Raw genomic sequence first — 17,011 nt, 5'->3', positions numbered from 1 at the left:
GGCCCGGACGCGGTCCAGGTGTCCGGCCGGCGCCGCTCCTCCCGCTGCCCGCTCCCGCCGCCTCCTTCAGACGCTGACGTTCACCGCGGCGCCCCTCTTCGGACGTTTCGCGTGACTTGTGCAGGGCGTGTGGGAAGTGGGGGTGCTGTGGCACGCGGGGAGGGAGTGGAGTCGAGGCCACCCTTCATTACTCTATGGAGTCATGGATCTTTCCACATCGCCTCGCTTGTCCACAGATTTGCGAATTCCCCTGGCTTTTTTGGGTGTTCACCCTCACTCTGGGTAGTGGAAAGAGTGCAAGGTGCACGCGAATGATGGGGAGAGGAGGGAGCGGATGGACGCGGTGCGGATCATCGCGGCAAGCCGGCGCGGTCTGGCCGAGGCGAACACGGTGCAGACAGTGATCGTCGAGGCATGGCAGGCGCAGGCCTTGGCGGAGGCGATCGGCAGTCATCTCGCGATATTCGGGCCGTACGAAGTGCGGTCCAGAGCCCGAGGGCTGGGCGACGCGGGCGGGCGGTTCAGCGGGGGACTGCTGTGCCCGGCATCGGTCACCGGTGGGTTGCGGGCGGCTCAGCTGTCCGAGGTGCGGGACGTCAAGGAGGCATTGACCGGCCTGTGCCGACTGCTGCGGGAAGTGTGCGAAGCGCTGGTGGGCGTGGTGTTGCTCGCTGATGAGGAGGGGATGTACTGGACGTGCGTGGAGGCGATGGACACGGTCGACGAAGCGAGAGACCGCGTGGCCGGGATACTGGAGAAGCTGGAGGTGCGCGACCGGAATCCTGCCTGAAGCAGAAGTAGACCACCGTCACTGCCCGCACCGCTCCACTGCCATTCGCCTTCGCCTTCCACTGCCGGTCGCCGTTCGCCCCCGTGCCCGCCGGTGCCACTCGTCTTGCCGCCCCTCGTCTTCTCGCCTTCGGCGGTGCCGAAATAGGACGGGCTCACCTGATCTGGCTTGCCCGGCCAGTGCAACAAACGGCCGGCGCATCAAACGGCCGGCGCAACAATCGGCCCGTGCAACAACCGGCCCGTGCATCAACCGACCGGTGCATCAACCGACCGGTGCATCAACCGACCGGTGCATCGATACGCCTCCGACGGTTGGTTCGCCGTCCGGAGCGCAGGATGGAGGTATGGAGCTACGCATTTTCACCGAGCCCCAGCAAGGGGCTTCCTACGACAGTCTTCTGAAGGTCGCCAAAGCGACTGAGGACCTTGCCTTCGACGCGTTTTTCCGTTCGGATCATTATCTCCGGATGGGCAATGTCGACGGGCTGCCCGGACCGACGGACGCCTGGATCACCCTGGCGGGACTGGCCCGTGAAACCAAGCGCATCCGTCTCGGGACGCTCATGACGGCGGGCACCTTCCGGCTTCCGGGCGTGCTGGCCATCCAGGTGGCGCAGGTCGATCAGATGTCCGGCGGCCGGGTGGAACTCGGCCTCGGTGCCGGCTGGTTCGAGGAGGAGCACAAGGCTTACGGCATTCCGTTCCCCAAGGAGAAGTTCGCGCGGCTGGAAGAGCAGCTGGCGATTGTCACCGGCCTGTGGGCCACCGAGGCAGGAAAGGAGTTCAACTACGACGGGGCCTATTACCGGCTGGAGAATTCGCCCGCGCTGCCCAAGCCCGTCCAGGGCAAGGTGCCGGTGCTGGTCGGCGGACACGGTGCCACGCGGACACCGCGGCTGGCGGCACAGTTCGCCGATGAGTTCAACATCCCCTTCGCCTCGCTCGAAGACAGCGAGCGCCAGTTCGGACGGGTGCGGGCGGCCGCTGAAGCCGCCGGGCGCAAGGGCGATGAGCTGGTGTACTCCAATGCGCTCGTGGCCTGTGTCGGCAGGAGCGATGCCGAGGTGGCACGACGGGCCGCGGCCATCGGGCGGAACGTCGATGAACTGAAGGCCAACGGCCTGGCGGGCTCACCTGCCGAGGTCGTCGACAAGATCGGGCGCTACGCCGCCATCGGGGCGTCCCGTGTCTACCTGCAGATGCTGGACCTGGATGATCTCGACCATCTCGAGCTGATCTCCGCGCAGGTGCAGTCCCAGCTGAGCTGACGGCCGAGCGGGCGTCGGGCGGCGCCGCCGGAAATCCGGTGTGGATCGGGGCGTACTACGGCAATACTCGGACGCGTGTTCCTGACGATTACCACCACCGGCAGCGCCGACCGGCCCGCGACCGACCTCGGATTCCTGCTGCACAAGCATCCTGACAAGGCGCAGCAGTTCTCGACGTCGCACGGCACCGCGCATGTCCTCTACCCCGAGGCCGACGCTCAACGGTGCACGGCCGCACTGCTGTTGGAGGTGGACCCCATCGCCCTGGTGCGCCGGAGCCGGGGGAAGGGCCGCGGCGGCGCTCCGGATTCGGCGCTGGGGCAGTATGTGAACGACCGGCCGTACGCGGCCTCGTCGCTGCTGGCGGTGGCGCTGAGGAGTGTCTTCGCGAGCGCGATGAAGGGGCAGTGCACGGCGCGGCCCGAACTGGTGACGCGCACGATGCCCTTGCGCATCGAGGTGCCGGTGCTGCCCGCCCGGGGCGGTGCGGCGCTGGTGCGCAAGCTGTTCGAGCCGTTGGGCTGGACGGTGCGGGCCGAGACCCTGCCGCTGGACGAGACGTTCCCGGAGTGGGGTGACTCGCGCTACGTACGGCTCGTCCTGGAAGGGGAGTGCACTCTCGCGGGGGCGCTGCGGCATCTGTATGTGCTGCTCCCGGTGCTGGACGACGCCAAGCACTACTGGGTCGCGCCGGATGAGGTCGACAAGCTGTTGCGGGCCGGAGAGGGCTGGCTGGAGGACCACCCGGAGCAGCGGGTGATCGTCGGACGCTACCTCGCGCGCCGCTGGTCGCTCACGCGTCAGGCCATGGAGCGGCTGGAGCTGGAGCGGCTGGCCGAGTCGGACGACGTGGCCGCCGAGGTGATCGACAACGCCGTGGACGAGGAGGCGGACACGGAGGAGAAGCCGGTGCCGCTCGCCGTGCGGCGGCGGGAAGCGATCCTCACGGTGCTGCGCTCGGCCAAGGCGGCGCGGGTGCTCGATCTGGGCTGCGGGCCGGGTCAGTTGGTCGGTGCGCTGCTCAAGGAAGGGCAGTTCACCGAGATCGTCGGCGTGGATGTGTCGATGCGCGCGTTGCACGAGGCGCGGCGCAGGCTGCGGCTGGATCGTCTGCCCGAACGGCAGTCGGAGCGCGTACGCCTCGTACAGGGGTCGCTGGCGTACACGGACAGCAGGCTGGAGGGCTATGACGCGGCGGTGCTCAGCGAGGTCGTCGAGCATGTCGATCCGGCGAGGCTGCCGGCACTGGAGTATGCGGTGTTCGGGTCGGCCCGGCCGCGGACCGTCGTGGTGACGACGCCGAACGTGGAGTACAACGTGCGCTGGGAGTCGCTGCCGGCCGGCCAGGCCCGGCATGCGGACCATCGCTTCGAGTGGACACGGGAGGAGTTCCGGCAGTGGGCGCGGGAGGTCGCCGCACGGCACGGCTACGAAGTCAGCTTTGCCCCGGTAGGCCCGGACGACCCCGAGGTCGGCCCGCCCACCCAGCTCGCGCACTTCCGTATCCACGGTGAAAGCAGCGGCAACCGTAAAAGCAGCGGCAACCGTAAAAGCAGCGGCAACCGTGAAGACGGCGGCACCTGTGAAGGCGGCACCTGTGAAGACAGCGGCAATCGTGAAGACAGCGGTAACCGTGAACACAGGAGGACATCGACGACCGGGAAGGGGGTCGGGGCATGACGGACGACGGGCGTACGGAGTACGGGGACGAAGAGCAGCACGCGCACGAGGACCGGCAGAGGGACAGGACAACGCGGGAGCGCGGGCCGGAGCCGCCGCCCCGGCCGGAGCCGGAGCCGCAGCCTTGGCCCGCGGCGGAGCCCCGGTTCGAGCCGGGGCCGCGGCCCGAGCCGGCGGGGCGCACGCTTGGCGTGCCCGACCTCTCGCTCGTGGTGCTGGTCGGAGCCACCGGGTCCGGGAAATCGACCTTTGCCGCCCGGCACTTCCGGCCGACCGAAGTTCTCTCCTCCGACTTCTGCCGGGGGCTGGTCAGCGACGACGAGAACGACCAGAGCGCCAGTGGGGATGCGTTCGAGGTGCTGCACTTCATCGCGGCCAAGCGGCTGGCCGCCGGGCGGCTGACGGTCGTGGACGCGACTTCCCTGATGATTGGGCGTGTTCAAGCGTCAGGGGAGGCGTCAGTTGCACGAGTGGAACGTGGTGTGGGTGCCCGATCCGGGGCAGTGGGGATTGCTGCCGTCTGAGGGGGTTCTGGGGGTTCAGGACCTGCCGGCCGAGGTCGCCCGGATCGGTCTGCGGCCGGGTGATCCGGTGTTCGTGGGTCCGGACGGAATGGTGGACCGGGATCTGCTGGATTTCGTTCGGTCCGTCGAATTCCGGGATCTGGAGCGGGAGACCAAGCGGAATTACGCGACGGATATCCGGCCGTTGTTGACTTTCCTGTCCTCGCGTGAGGTTCCGTGGAGGCAGGCGACGCGGCAGGACTTGGCGGATTACCGGCATTGGAGATGCCGGGCTCCGCAGAATCCGCGCCGGATCGGTGGGACGAAGTGGAACCGGGAGGCGGCCGCGTTCACCAAGCTGTTCCGGTGGGCGAAGGTGTCCCCGATGCCGGTGGACATCGTGCGGCGAGGGGACCGGGCGGCGGACTCGGTGAGCTCGCGGGTGTTGTGGCTGACGCCTCGGACCTGGGGTTTGTGGTCGGACATCGGGCTCCGCGGCCACAGCCGTACAGGAATGCCGGCGCCGGGGTGGGAGTCGCGGACGGAGTTGCGCAACACCAGCTTCGTGCAGCTGCTGCTCAGCTCTGGCCTGCGCCGGCAGGAGGGTGGTTCGCTGCTCACCTTCGAACTGCCCAGCCAGCGCTTGCGGTTCGGCCGCTACTGCCATGGCCGCGTCGCCGCGGCGGTCACCCGGTCGAAGCAGAGCCGGGTCTTCTACGTGTCGGTGGACGCGGTCGGCCAGGCCGAGTCATACGTCGAGTCGGAGCGCGCGTGGGCGGTGCAACGCGCCCAGGCGGAAGGCCGCTACGAGCGGCTGCCCATGATGCGGCTGGTCACGAAGGTGACGCGGGGCCTGAGGCCCAAGATCGAGTGGGTCGACGCGAACGGCGCCGTCGGTGAGCAAGACCTCAGCCGCCTGGGATGGCGCGAGCGGCAGTGGCTGTTCCTGGAGGGCCCGGACGGGCCGGAGCCGGCGTGGTTGTGGCTGACCGAGCAGGGCCTGCCGATGGCCCCGGACCGGTGGAACGGAGTGTTCAGAGCGGCGAATCTGCGCTGCGAAGAAGTCCTGCTCACCGTGGGAGAACGGGAGGTCGAACGGAATTTCCGGCTTGCGGAGGTGCGCGGCAAGAGCCCGTACGCCACGCCGCACGCCGCGCGTCATTCGATGGCCCTCTACATGCTGGTCTTGCTGAACCAGCTGGTGGAGACCCGCTATGGGCTCTCGGCCGCGGACCGGCGGGACTTCGCCATGCTCTTCGGCGATCCGTGGTGGCTGGTGAAGACCCTCCTCGGTCATGCGGACGTGGAGGTGACGAAACGGCACTACCTCGCGCCGGTCGCGCACCTGCAACTGGAGTCGATCCTGGCCGCGGCAGAACCTGCCGGCGAGGAGGAACAGCAGGTCGAGGACCTGGACGGTGTGTTCACCCGGCTCGCCCGGGAGTCGGAGGGTATCCAGGACCTCGACGCGGTCCTTGAGGCGGCCCGGTGACCGGGCGGGGACGGCGGGCCGTCCTGCCGCCGGCGGATCACCGCACCGAGCCGCCGCTGGCGCCCGACGGGCTTATGGTGACGGTCGTCAACAAGGCCGGGTTCGAGATGACGTTCGACTTCGCCGAGCTGCCCGTCGCCGCGGCGATGCAGCGGTCGCTGGCCGCGGTCTTCGCGATCCGGTCTGCGGGTTGGAACAGTCACGAGACCGCACGGGCTTCCTGGATCACGGTGAAGATGTTCGCGCGGTTCGTCGCCGAGCTGGAGCATCCCCCGCAGGACCTGGGGGACCTGACGATCGCCATGCTCAAGCGCTGGCGCGCGAGGCATGTCGGCACCAACAGCGGCAAGAACGTGCTGCGTCAGGTTCGGCCGCTGCTGCGGGCCGATCCGCGCCTGGCGGGCGGGCCGGTGGGGGAAGAACTGGCCCGGCGCATCCCGAAGACCGTGCCGATCAAGCAGTCGTACGGGAAGGAGGAGCGGGAGCGGGTCCTGAGGGTGGCCCAGCGGCAGTTTCGGACCGCTCTGCTGCGGATCCGCGAGAACACCATCCTGTTGGAGAGGTGGCGGGCCGGTGACCTGGAGGAAGGCAGCCGAGACTGGCGACTGGGCCAGGTGCTCGATCACCTCGCCCAGACCGGCTACGTCCCGCACGCGGTCATGCCGAGCGGGGAGTTCGTGAAGGACCGTGCGCTGCTGGGCGGCACCAGCCCGGAGAACACGTGGGGCAGGCTCTTCCTGTCACGTTCCGAACTCACCGCGCTGGGCGTGCTGCTGACCGACCGGTTCGGCTGGAACCTGTCCGTCTACGACCGGCTGCCAGCCCCGACCACCGCCCCGTCCGCCGGATCGACGGCCACGGTGACCTATCAGGTTCAGATCGAAAAGCGCAGGCAGGGCGGAGGTCGATGGTTCTCCACGGAGAACATCACCGACTCCGGAGCCGACTCCTCCGGCAGACTGATCACTCAGGCGTTGGAAGCCACCGCACATGGACGGGCCCTGGTTCATCGTCTCGCGCCCGACAACAACCTGTTGATGGTTGCGCGGATGCACTACCCCAAGCGGAGGCACCAACGCACGGAACGACCCCGCCCGGTGGGCCCCTGCGCCTTCGGTATCGGCAACGGTGACGCCCAGCTGTGGTGGACCACGCATGACCTGGGCGGATCTCCGTTCCAGAGGGCGCGCAGGACGACGGTGACGCGGGAAGGCCGTCCCCTTCAGCACAGCCAGGGCGCTCATCAGAGCATCTACGTGCTGCCCGACGAGCATGTTCAGCACGCTTCACGGAGCGTCTTCGAAGCCGGTGCTCGCGAGGCCCTCGAACAGGCCCAGGCCGTGGTCTTCGTCGGCGACATTGCCGATGCCCCGGCCCCCGGCCACGAGCAGACCGTGACCGCGGACTGCGCGGATGAGACGGCCAGCCCCTGGCCCGACGCGAAGGGCGGCTGCGGCGCGGACTTCCTGCTCTGCCTGGCCTGCCCCAACGCCCGGGTCCACCCCGGCCATCACCCCCGGCTCGCCCATTTGCACCAAAAGCTGCACAGCCTTCGGTCCGTCCTGCCCGACCGCACCTGGAACGAGCACTGGAGGGAGCACGTGCTCCGCCTTGAGGACCTGCGCGACAAGGTCGGCCCGGCGGCCTGGAACGCGGCGCTCGCCCGCGTGAACGACGAGGACCGGGCCCTGGTCCACCTCTTGGTGAAGGGAGATCTCACCCCATGACCGCCGTCGGCGCCGCTGCCGAGATCGACACGTACGTGCTGGCCATGCCGGCCCCGGACAGCCCCGTGGTGCTGCCCCAGTGGATCAGTCCGGGCAACTCGCACCCGAACTCTCGCTACCAGGACGCCATCTGGTCCATGGCCCCGCTGATCGACAACCCCGGCACGGGCCTGGTCAAGCTCCACTGGAAGAACTGTCCGGAACCCCTGTGTGACCAGGTGAAACTCGCGGCCTGGACGATGCTCAACGGCCAGCTGAGGCCCACCTACCTCCAAACCCGAGGAGTCCAGGCCCGGTCCCGCTCGGGTGCCCCGGACATGCTCGCCACCTGTCTGGAGTGGATGCGGCTCGCCCGCTGGCTGCACGAGCGTCAGATCACCAGCCTGGGGGCTTGCACCGAGACGGAATGGCGGGCCTACGCGCGTGAGCGTCTGCACCAGGTGTCCCGCGACACCGCGGCGATCATCTGCGTCCGGCTGGCGAACCTGTGGGCGTTCGACCAGCTCAGCGCACGACCATCGGGCATCACCCGGCCTCCGTGGGAGACCGAAGGAGTCGACGACTTCCTCCCCGCAACCGGTACAGCCCCCGGCGGGGAGAACGCGACGGAACCGCTGGACCCACTGGTTCTCGGGCCGCTGTTGATCTGGGCCATCCGGTTTGTCGACGACTTCGCCGACGACATCCTGGCGGCCTGGGCCGAACGCCGCCGTCTGATCGCCGTCACCGCCGCCACGAAGGCTTCGCCGGCCGGATGGGCCGCGCTGGAGGAGTGGTTGCTGCCCATGGCGCGAGCGGGTCACCCGCTGCCGGCCAGCTCGGAGAAACGCGAGATCCAGATGGCCACCACCTACATCGCCGCTCTCACCGGCTCGAACCGCGGCCAGGTATCGAGGTTCGTCCAGCAGCACGGCCTCGCAGAGATCGCCGCAGCACGACCAGGGCCCTGCCCGCTGCGGGTGGCGGTCGCCGGGCAGATCAACGGCAAGCCCTGGCGCGAGCACGTGGACTTCAACGAGGCCGCCGAGCTCATGCGGCACCTGGGTACGGCCGCGACGATCATCCTGCTCTATCTGACCGGGATGCGTCCCCAGGAGGTGCAGGGGCTGCGTTCCGGCTGCTGCCCCGACGCCGAACCCACCGCCGACGGCACAGAGGGACGGCACCTGATCCACAGCCACCACTACAAGAACGTCACAGACGACGACGGCAACCACATCTCCGCAGGCGAAGTCCGCCAAGTGCCCTGGGTCGCGATCACACCGGTAGTCCGCGCCATCCGCGTGCTGGAACGCACAGTCCCCGAGGGCGAACTCCTCCTGAGCGCCGCCCACCACGCATTCCGCTCCAGCCACAGCTACGCGGGCGCGCTGAAGAAGGCCACCTTGACCTTGCGCATCGAGTCCTTCGTGAACTGGGTGAACCGCGAGGCCGAGACGCAGGGCCTCCCCAGCGAGACCATCCCCGACGACCCCCACGGCGCGATCGGACTGAGCCGGTTCAGAAGGTCCCTGGCCTGGCATGTCGCCCGGCGCCCCGGAGGACTGATCGCGCTCGCCATTCAGTACGGGCACATGCGCACCGTCCTCGACGCCCGCACCTCCAGCGGCTACGGCGCCCGCGGCCGCCGAGGCATCCACGCCATTCTCGACGTCGAAACGGCCCTCGCCGCCGCCGACACCGCAGCCCGACTGCGCGACCGCGTCGCCGCCGGAGAGAACGTCTCAGGGCCCGCCGCCCGCCGGGCCCTGACCGCCGCCGCCCACACCCCTCGTTTCGAGGGCCGCATCGTCCTCCGCACCTTCGCCAGGAAAGCCAGCGCCTTCCTCGCCCGTGACGGCATCGTGCTCTACGACAACCCCGATGCGTTCCTGATCTGCGCCTTCAAGCACGACAACGCGCTTTGCGAACCAGAACCCGGCGCGACCGCCCCACGTCAGTACGACTGCCGACCCAATTGCGGCAACACCGTCCGCACTGACACCCACGCCCGACAACTCCGCGAACGCGCCGGCGAACTTGACCAGTTCGCCGCCCACGCCCCCGGACCAGTCAGCAAGCGCCTGCGGGCCAACGCCAACCGACTCCGCGAGACGGCCGCCGCCCACGACGCCACCGCACACTCCGCCGAGGCCCTCACATGAACCAGCAGCACCGGGACGAACGCGCCCGCATCCGCGAGGCTATGGACCGGCTCCTGACCGGACAAGCCACCGCCTCCAACGGCAGCCTCACGATCGTCGCCCTCGCCGCCGAGGCCGACGTCCACCGCATGGCTCTCCTCAAACGCCACGTCGACCTGAAGAACGAGTTTTACGAACGCGTTCGCGCCGAAACCCGCCAAGTCCCGGAGACCGAGAAACGACTCCGGGAAACCGTCACCAAGCTGAAGAAGACCATTGCCAATCAGAGAACCGAGATCGAAGAGCTCCGCCGACAGGTGACCAGGCTCGCCCTCGCCAGCGCTGTGCTCACTCAAGAGGACGACAGGCAAGCAGGACACGCACTTGAACCGGACAACGTCGTTCTGTTCCGCCCGCCGAAGGCATGAACCCGTCCAGCTCCCAGGGCTGTCATTGTGCGTGACTGCGGGAACTGCTTCGAAGTGACAGCGGGGGTGAGCGGCGCGGGGCCTTGATGTCGTGGACCGTGCCGAGCAGTGCAGGCGGTGCCCACACCATCGTCCGGCGGGATCGGTAATGATCTGCACGTTCATGCCGTGCTTCTCATGGTTCCCAGAGTGGAAGGGCCGGTCGGCCGCGATTCGGTCGATCGGCAGCAGAGTGCCGTCCAGGGTCACGAAGGCCTTGGTGGACGCCGTGCAGACCGCGGTCCGCAGCTCGGAAGCCAGCGCGGCGGGGACCGCACCCGCAGCAACCGCTTCAAGCGCTGAACACTTCGCGAAGAACCCGCTGCAGGCGGTCGCGAGCCCACAGGTCGGCAACGACAACGACGAAAGGCGGATCAGCGCGCCGGCTCAGACCTGCCTCGCGCCTGGTCGCGGCTGGCGACCACCAGGTATCCATCGCTCTCGGGGTCGAAGGTGGTGGACTGCACCGTGAGCCCGACACTGCGCAACTGCGCCACGAGGTCCTCGTACCGGTAGGGCCAGATGGACAATCGCTCCGAGCTGGCTCGCACTGCCCCATCCGGCTCGATCTGGGCCACCACGATCTCGAGGAAGTGTTCCTGCTCCCAGCGCTGCTCGATCTGCCAGTAGTAGCTGACGATCGCATCGCGGTCGTTGCGGCGAATGAGTCGATCACGGACCTCTACCCGTGAGCCGGCGGAGCGCACGAGCTCCCAGTTGCGTGAGTGGAGCACAAGACGTCCGCCCGGATTCAGCAGTCGCGACATCACTTCCAGTGCGGTCAGGCGCCCGGCTGCGCCCTCGGCGTGCCCGAGCGAGTTGCCGACGCAGAACACCAGATCGAACGTGGAGTCCTCCAGGTGGTCGGGCAGCTCGTCCCAGCTCGCGCGGAGGGCTCGAAGCGAAACACCCTGCTCGTCGGCGGCCTTCTCGGTCCGGCGAACCATCCCACTGCTGGCATCTGCGGCGACCACGTCAAGGCCAAGACTCGCGAGACCGACGGCGAGCTGGCCGGTTCCACACGCGCAGTCGAGGACGCGCGCGTTGGGCGGCAGAGAGCCCACGACATCGCTGTAATAAACCGCGGCTGCATTGGCGGGGGTCAACCTGTCGTCCCCGATCAGCCACTCGTATACGTCAGAAAGCGCCCCATAACCAGCCACCGCGATAACCTCCATCACTCGACGACACGCGGGCTAGACCGCGCCTGCGATTCGGACCTTGCGCCTCGCACTGTGCCGGGCCGTATCAGCGAAGCATTGAGCAGGACCCAACCACTTCCGGCTGCTCAGACTCCACCGGATTTCGTGGGAAACCGCGGCACGCCGCACCGACGCAGGTCCCTACTCCACCGGCGCCCCATCGGCCCACGATGGGGACTGCGGCCGGTCAGCGCGCGTTCACTGCGGAGCACTTTAGGCACAGCCATCCAAACCGATTGCCGAAACCCCGCGTCCGGATGAAGAGCCGTCAGCGACCTGCCGTGAGCACCCGCGTTCACGGCCCCGCCGGGATTCGCTCGACGTGAACATTAGAACTTGACAGGGAACGCGACCAATGTGCAGTCCGAGGCGCGCGCCCAGCTGGTGCGGCTGGCCCGGGAGCATGACGTACTCCCGGTGGCGATCGTCCTGGACGTACCCGAGCAGGTCTGCGCCGCACGCAACGCCGCGCGCGCCGACCGGGCCGGGCTGCCCCGCCGGGTCATCCAGCGTCACCAGCGTGAACTCCGCCGTTCGCTGCGGCACTTGGAGCGCGAGGGCTTCCGCAGGGTGCACCTCCTGCGCGGGCCGGAGGAGGTGGAGTCGGCCGAGGTCGTCACGGAGCGGCGGTTCAACGACCTGCGGCATCTCACCGGCCCGTTCGACATCATCGGGGACATCCACGGCTGCCGTTCCGAGCTGGAGACCCTGCTCGGCAGGCTGGGCTATGCGCTGGTGCGCGACGGACACGGCCGGGCCGTGGATGCGGTACACCCCGAGGGCCGTACCGCGGTCTTCGTCGGCGACCTCGTGGACCGTGGGCCGGACAGCCCCGGGGTGCTGCGTCTGGTGATGGGCATGGTGGGAGCCGGGCATGCCCTGTGTGTGCCGGGCAACCACGAGAACAAGCTCGGCCGCTACCTCAAGGGCCGCAAGGTCCAGCCCACCCATGGGCTCGCCGGGACCATCGAGCAGCTGGAGAAGGAGGACCCCGCCTTCCGCACCGAGGTCGGGGAGTTCATCCGCGGTCTGGTCAGCCACTACGTCCTGGACGGCGGCAGCCTCGTGGTCTGCCACGCCGGGCTGCCGGAGAAGTACCACGGCCGGACGTCCGGCCGGGTGCGCTCCTTCGCGCTGTACGGCGACACCACCGGCGAGACCGATGAGTTCGGCCTGCCGGTGCGCTACCCGTGGGCCGAGGACTACCGCGGCCGTGCCGCCGTCGTCTACGGCCACACCCCCACCCCGCGCGCCAACTGGCTCAACAACACCCTCTGCCTGGACACCGGCTGTGTCTTCGGCGGCGCGATGACCGCGCTGCGCTGGCCGGAGCGCGATCTGGTGGACGTCCCTGCCGAGCGGGTCTGGTACGAGCCGACGAAACCGCTCGCCACGGAGGCGCCCGGCGGGGCGGACGGCCGTCCGCTCGACCTGAACGATGTGGCGGGGCGGCGGATCGTGGAGACCCGGTACATGGGCCGGCTCGCGGTCAGAGAGGAGAACGCCGCGGCCGCGCTGGAGGTGATGAGCCGCTTCGCGATCGACCCGCGGCTGCTGCCGTACCTCCCGCCGACCATGGCGCCGTGTGCGACCTCGGCGGAGGACGGGTACCTGGAGCACCCCGCGGAGGCGTTCGCCGGGTACCGCGCGGACGGGGTGCGGGAAGTGGTGTGCGAGGAGAAGCACATGGGCTCCCGTGCCGTGGTCCTGGTATGCCGTGACGAGACGGTGGCCGCGGCGTTCCCCCATGGCCCCGACGGCACGGGAGGTACCCCCCTCGGGGTGCCGAAGGGGGTGCCGGGCGCCCTGTACACCCGCACCGGCCGGCCGTTCTTCGACGATCCGGAGATGACCGGACGCATCCTGCGGCGGGTCCGGGACTGTGTCGAAGAGGCCGGTCTGTGGGCGGAGCTGGAGACCGACTGGCTGCTGCTGGACGCCGAGTTGATGCCGTGGTCGCTGAAGGCCACCGGTCTGGTGCGCAAGCAGTACGCGGCCGTGGGCGCGGCGTCCGGAGCGGCGTTCCCGGGCGTGCTCGGTGCGCTGGAGGCGGCGGCCGCCCGCGGGGTGGAGGTGTCTGCGCTGCTCGACCGGCAGCGGGACCGGGCCGTGGACGCTGCGGCCTTCACCCAGGCGTACCGGCGCTACTGCTGGCGCGTCGGGGTGGAACCGGTGGCTCCGCAGGGCGCCGCCGACGGGTCGGACCGGGGCGCGGGGCCCGGTGCGCCGGACGGTGTGCGGCTCGCGCCGTTCCAGATTCTCGCGGCGCGGGGCCGCAGCCTCGCCGGGCTGGCACACACCGACCAGCTGGCGCTGATCGACCGGCTCATCGCGGCGGAGGCCGTGGTGACGGCCCGGGACGACGGCGCGGCGGCCGACGGCACCCCGCAGCGGCCGGGCCTGCTCGCCGCGACCCGGCGGATCATCGTCGACACCGAGGACGAGTCGTCGGTCGCGGCCGGCACCGCCTGGTGGCTGCGGCTCACCGCCGACGGTGGTGAGGGCATGGTGGTCAAGCCGGCTCAGGCGCTGATACGGCAGGGTGACGGACGGCTCGTCCAGCCGGGCGTCAAGTGCCGTGGCCGCGAATACCTGCGGATCATCTACGGGCCGGAGTACACCCGCCCGGAGAACCTCGCGCGCCTGCGCATCCGTCATCTGGGCCACAAGCGTTCGCTGGCCCTGCGCGAGTACGCACTGGGCCTGGAGGCGCTCGACCGGCTGGCGGACGGCGAACCGCTGTGGCGGGTGCACGAGGCGGTCTTCGCGGTGCTCGCGCTGGAGTCGGAGCCGGTGGACCCACGGTTGTAGAAGGGCCGAAGCGGCGTACGGGTCACGGGGGAGGAGCGCCCCCGGCCCGTCACGCCGCCCGCCCCCGGGCGACCCGACATCCGCCGACTCCCTCCGCCGAGCCGTCCGAGCGGCCAAGATGGGTGGATGGGATTCCAAGTCGACTCCGAGGCCGGGCGGCTGCGCCGGGTCATCCTGCACCGCCCCGATCTGGAGCTGAAGCGGCTCACGCCCTCGAACAAGGACGCCTTGCTCTTCGACGACGTGCTGTGGGTGCGCAGGGCGCGGGCCGAGCACGACGGGTTCGCGGACGTGCTGCGCGACCGGGGGGTGGAGGTGCACCTCTTCGGGGATCTGCTCGCCGAGAGCCTGCAGATCCCCGTGGCGCGGAAGCTGGTCCTCGACCGGGTCTTCGACGAGAAGGAGTACGGGCCGCTGGCCACGGGGCATCTGCGGGCGGCCTTCGAGGAACTGCCGGTGCCGGAGCTGGTGGGAGCGCTGGTCGGCGGCATGACCAAGCGCGAGTTCCTGGAGCGGCATGCCGAGCCGACCTCGGTCCGCTTCCATGTGATGGATCTCGACGACTTCCTGCTGGGCCCGTTGCCCAACCACCTCTTCACCCGCGATACCTCGGCCTGGATCTACGACGGGGTCTCGATCAACTCGATGCGCTGGCCGGCCCGGCAGCGGGAGACCGTGCACTACGAGGCGATCTACCGCCACCACCCGCTCTTCCGTGACCAGGACTTCCATGTCTGGTCGGAGGGGCAGGCGGACTTCCCCTCGACCATCGAGGGCGGCGACGTCCTGGTGATGGGCAGTGGCGCGGTGCTGATCGGAATGAGTGAACGCACCACTCCGCAGGCCGTGGAGCTGCTGGCGCGGGGGCTGTTCGCGGCGGGTTCGGCGCGCACGATCGTGGCGCTCGACATGCCCAAGCGCCGGGCCTTCATGCATCTCGACACCGTCATGACCATGATCGACGGGGATACCTTCACCCAGTACGAGGGGCTGGGGATGCTTCGCTCGTACACCATCGAGCCGGGCTCGGGCGACCAGGACCTCAAGGTCACCGATCATCCGCCGGAGCATATGCACCGTGCCATAGCGGCCGCGCTGGGCCTGTCCGACATCCGGGTGCTGACCGCGACCCAGGATGTGCACTCGGCGGAGCGTGAGCAGTGGGACGACGGCTGCAATGTGCTGGCGGTGGAGCCGGGCGTGGTGGTGGCGTACGAGCGCAATGTCACCACGAACACCTTTCTCCGCAAGCGTGGCATCGAGGTGATCACGATTCCGGGGAGCGAGCTGGGGCGCGGACGCGGAGGGCCGCGCTGTATGAGCTGTCCGGTGGCGCGGGACGCGGTGCCGGGGGCAGCCTGAGCGTGAACCCGGATGAGTCCGGCAAGGCATGACCCCGGAGCCGTCCGGGGAGTGTCACCCGGTACCCCTTCCATGGGTGTCCCGTCGATGGATGACCTTCCACGGGCGCCCTTCCACGGGGCGTGACCCTGCTCCATGGGAGAGGCGTCGGGTGTACGGGGCGACGGCCTCGTATAGAGATGCAAGGGCGCGTATATAATTCCAGAGTCTGAGTCCGTTCCCACGCCGCGAACCAGGAGCCCACCCATGGCGATAGACCTCACCGGCCGCCACTTCCTCAAGGAGCTGGACTTCAGCGCCGAGGAATTCTGCCGACTGATCGACCTGGCGGCCGAGCTGAAAGCAGCCAAGCGCGCTGGCACCGAGGTCCCTCGTCTCCAGGGCCGGAACATCGCCCTGATCTTCGAGAAGACCTCCACCCGGACCCGCTGCGCCTTCGAGGTCGCGGCCGCGGACCAGGGCGCCTCGACCACCTACCTGGACCCCGCCGGCTCGCAGATCGGGCACAAGGAGTCGGTGAAGGACACCGCCCGGGTCCTCGGCCGGATGTTCGACGGTATCGAATTCCGCGGGAGCCGCCACTCCGACGTCGAGGAGCTGGCGGCACACGCCGGAGTGCCGGTCTTCAACGGGCTGACCGACGACTGGCACCCGACCCAGATGCTCGCCGACGTGCTGACCATGGTCGAGCACGGCCGGGGCCGCCCCCTGTCCGAGACCGCCTTCGCCTACCTCGGCGACGCACGCAACAACATGGGCAACTCCTACCTCGTCACGGGGGCCCTGCTCGGAATGGACGTACGGATCGTCGCACCCCGGCAGCTCTGGCCCGACGAGACGGTGATCGCCGGCGCACAGGGGCTCGCCGAGGCCAGTGGCGCCCGCATCACGCTCACCGAGGACGTTGCCGAGGGCGTGCGCGGCGCGGACTTCGTGACGACCGACGTCTGGGTCTCCATGGGGGAGCCGAAGGAGGTGTGGGACGAGCGGATCGCGCTGCTCGCCCCGTATGCGGTCACGATGGAGGTGCTGCGCGCGACCGGCAAGCCGGAGGTGAAGTTCCTGCACTGTCTGCCCGCGTACCACGACCTCGGCACCGCGGTGGGCCGGGAGATCCACGCCCGGCACGGGCTGTCGTCGCTGGAGGTCACCGACGAGGTCTTCGAGTCCGCGCACTCGGTCGTCTTCGACGAGGCGGAGAACCGGTTGCACACGATCAAGGCGGTGCTGGTCGCGACGCTCGGCCGGTAGAGCCGGGTTACTGGGCTACCCGGCTACCCGGCTACCGGTCTGTCGGCCTGCCGGGCTATCGGGCGGGGGCGGTGTCAGCCGCGGTGTGAGCGCCGCAGCTCGGGCAGGGTGAACCAGACGGCTTTGCCGCGGGGCGTGGGGCGGCAGCCGGAGGCGGAGCTGAGGAACCGGATCAGCAGCAGTCCACGGCCGCGGTCATGGTCCTCACCCGCATCCGCACTCGTGCCCGCATCCGCGCTCGTGCCCGCATCCGCGCTCGTGCCCGCATCCGCGCTCGTGCCCGCATCCGCGCTCGTGCCCGCATCCGCGCTCGTGCCCGCATCCGCGCTCGTG

At 69.3% G+C, this 17,011-nt stretch carries 11 protein-coding genes and 3 pseudogenes; 11 read left to right on the top strand and 3 right to left on the bottom strand.

Annotation, left to right across the window (positions count from 1 at the left end; translation table 11 throughout):
* Positions 1–334 precede the first annotated feature (334 nt).
* The 8 genes and pseudogenes from ACGFR7_RS31865 to ACGFR7_RS31830 all read left to right on the top strand — a co-directional run bounded on the left by ACGFR7_RS31865 (position 335) and on the right by ACGFR7_RS31830 (position 10,013).
* Positions 335–790: a DUF6099 family protein gene (locus ACGFR7_RS31865; RefSeq protein ID WP_393325851.1), complete on the top strand. Its 456-nt coding sequence runs from the start codon at positions 335–337 to the stop codon at positions 788–790.
* 346 nt (positions 791–1,136) lie between these two features.
* On the top strand, positions 1,137–2,060 hold the full coding sequence (locus ACGFR7_RS31860; RefSeq protein WP_393325917.1) for an LLM class F420-dependent oxidoreductase: 924 nt from the start codon (positions 1,137–1,139) through the stop codon (positions 2,058–2,060).
* A 75-nt stretch (positions 2,061–2,135) separates the two neighbouring features.
* The gene (locus ACGFR7_RS31855) at positions 2,136–3,740 is read left to right on the top strand and encodes a 3' terminal RNA ribose 2'-O-methyltransferase Hen1 (RefSeq protein ID WP_393325849.1); all 1,605 of its coding nucleotides are present in this window, start codon (positions 2,136–2,138) and stop codon (positions 3,738–3,740) included.
* Positions 3,741–3,931: 191 nt separating this feature from the next.
* A pseudogene (locus ACGFR7_RS31850) lies at positions 3,932–4,219 on the top strand (AAA family ATPase); the annotation flags it as partial.
* Complete coding sequence (locus ACGFR7_RS31845; protein ID WP_393325847.1) at positions 4,203–5,735, top strand: site-specific integrase; 1,533 nt, start codon at positions 4,203–4,205, stop codon at positions 5,733–5,735. The pseudogene ACGFR7_RS31850 and the gene ACGFR7_RS31845, both read left to right, overlap by 17 nt.
* Positions 5,732–7,462 carry a hypothetical protein gene (locus ACGFR7_RS31840; protein ID WP_393325845.1) on the top strand — a complete coding sequence of 577 codons (1,731 nt, stop codon included), beginning with the start codon at positions 5,732–5,734 and terminating at the stop codon, positions 7,460–7,462. Before ACGFR7_RS31845 ends, ACGFR7_RS31840 begins: the two co-directional genes overlap by 4 nt.
* Complete coding sequence (locus ACGFR7_RS31835; RefSeq protein WP_393325843.1) at positions 7,459–9,606, top strand: integrase; 2,148 nt, start codon at positions 7,459–7,461, stop codon at positions 9,604–9,606. Before ACGFR7_RS31840 ends, ACGFR7_RS31835 begins: the two co-directional genes overlap by 4 nt.
* The gene (locus ACGFR7_RS31830; RefSeq protein ID WP_393325841.1) at positions 9,603–10,013 is read left to right on the top strand and encodes a hypothetical protein; all 411 of its coding nucleotides are present in this window, start codon (positions 9,603–9,605) and stop codon (positions 10,011–10,013) included. Before ACGFR7_RS31835 ends, ACGFR7_RS31830 begins: the two co-directional genes overlap by 4 nt.
* Positions 10,014–10,086: 73 nt before the next feature.
* On the opposite strand, the pseudogene ACGFR7_RS31825 reads toward ACGFR7_RS31830, so the two are convergent.
* A pseudogene (locus ACGFR7_RS31825) lies at positions 10,087–10,325 on the bottom strand (transposase family protein); the annotation flags it as partial.
* 101 nt (positions 10,326–10,426) lie between these two features.
* Positions 10,427–11,230 (bottom strand): class I SAM-dependent methyltransferase, encoded by an 804-nt coding sequence (locus ACGFR7_RS31820; protein ID WP_393325839.1) that lies wholly within the window; start codon positions 11,228–11,230, stop codon positions 10,427–10,429.
* A 360-nt stretch (positions 11,231–11,590) separates the two neighbouring features.
* Between ACGFR7_RS31820 and ACGFR7_RS31815 the strand changes: the two genes are divergently transcribed.
* From ACGFR7_RS31815 to argF, 3 genes are all read left to right on the top strand, one after another.
* Positions 11,591–14,065 (top strand): polynucleotide kinase-phosphatase, encoded by a 2,475-nt coding sequence (locus tag ACGFR7_RS31815; protein WP_393325837.1) that lies wholly within the window; start codon positions 11,591–11,593, stop codon positions 14,063–14,065.
* Between the two features lie 126 nt (positions 14,066–14,191).
* Complete coding sequence (locus ACGFR7_RS31810) at positions 14,192–15,427, top strand: arginine deiminase (RefSeq protein ID WP_350254934.1); 1,236 nt, start codon at positions 14,192–14,194, stop codon at positions 15,425–15,427.
* 246 nt (positions 15,428–15,673) lie between these two features.
* A complete protein-coding gene (argF, locus tag ACGFR7_RS31805) occupies positions 15,674–16,678 on the top strand; it encodes an ornithine carbamoyltransferase (RefSeq protein ID WP_393325835.1) in 1,005 nt (334 codons plus the stop codon).
* A gap of 74 nt (positions 16,679–16,752) precedes the next feature.
* On the opposite strand, the pseudogene ACGFR7_RS31800 reads toward argF, so the two are convergent.
* Positions 16,753–17,011, bottom strand: a pseudogene (locus ACGFR7_RS31800) (hypothetical protein); the annotation flags it as partial.

Origin of the sequence: Streptomyces sp. NPDC048516 (genome assembly GCF_043199875.1) — a bacterium.
Classification (GTDB): Bacteria; Actinomycetota; Actinomycetes; order Streptomycetales; family Streptomycetaceae; genus Streptomyces.
Note: the sequence above shows the minus strand (reverse complement) of the source record. Positions and strands in the feature narration are given on the sequence as shown.

Excerpts from the sequence above, each read along its gene's own strand:
- ACGFR7_RS31865 (WP_393325851.1), top strand. The coding sequence starts at position 335 with ATGGACGCGGTGCGGATCATCGCGGCAAGCCGGCGCGGTCTGGCCGAG.
- ACGFR7_RS31860 (WP_393325917.1), top strand. The coding sequence starts at position 1,137 with ATGGAGCTACGCATTTTCACCGAGCCCCAGCAAGGGGCTTCCTACGAC.
- ACGFR7_RS31835 (WP_393325843.1), top strand. The coding sequence starts at position 7,459 with ATGACCGCCGTCGGCGCCGCTGCCGAGATCGACACGTACGTGCTGGCC.
- ACGFR7_RS31830 (WP_393325841.1), top strand. The coding sequence starts at position 9,603 with ATGAACCAGCAGCACCGGGACGAACGCGCCCGCATCCGCGAGGCTATG.
- ACGFR7_RS31820 (WP_393325839.1), bottom strand. The coding sequence starts at position 11,230 with ATGGAGGTTATCGCGGTGGCTGGTTATGGGGCGCTTTCTGACGTATAC.
- ACGFR7_RS31810 (WP_350254934.1), top strand. The coding sequence starts at position 14,192 with ATGGGATTCCAAGTCGACTCCGAGGCCGGGCGGCTGCGCCGGGTCATC.
- argF (WP_393325835.1), top strand. The coding sequence starts at position 15,674 with ATGGCGATAGACCTCACCGGCCGCCACTTCCTCAAGGAGCTGGACTTC.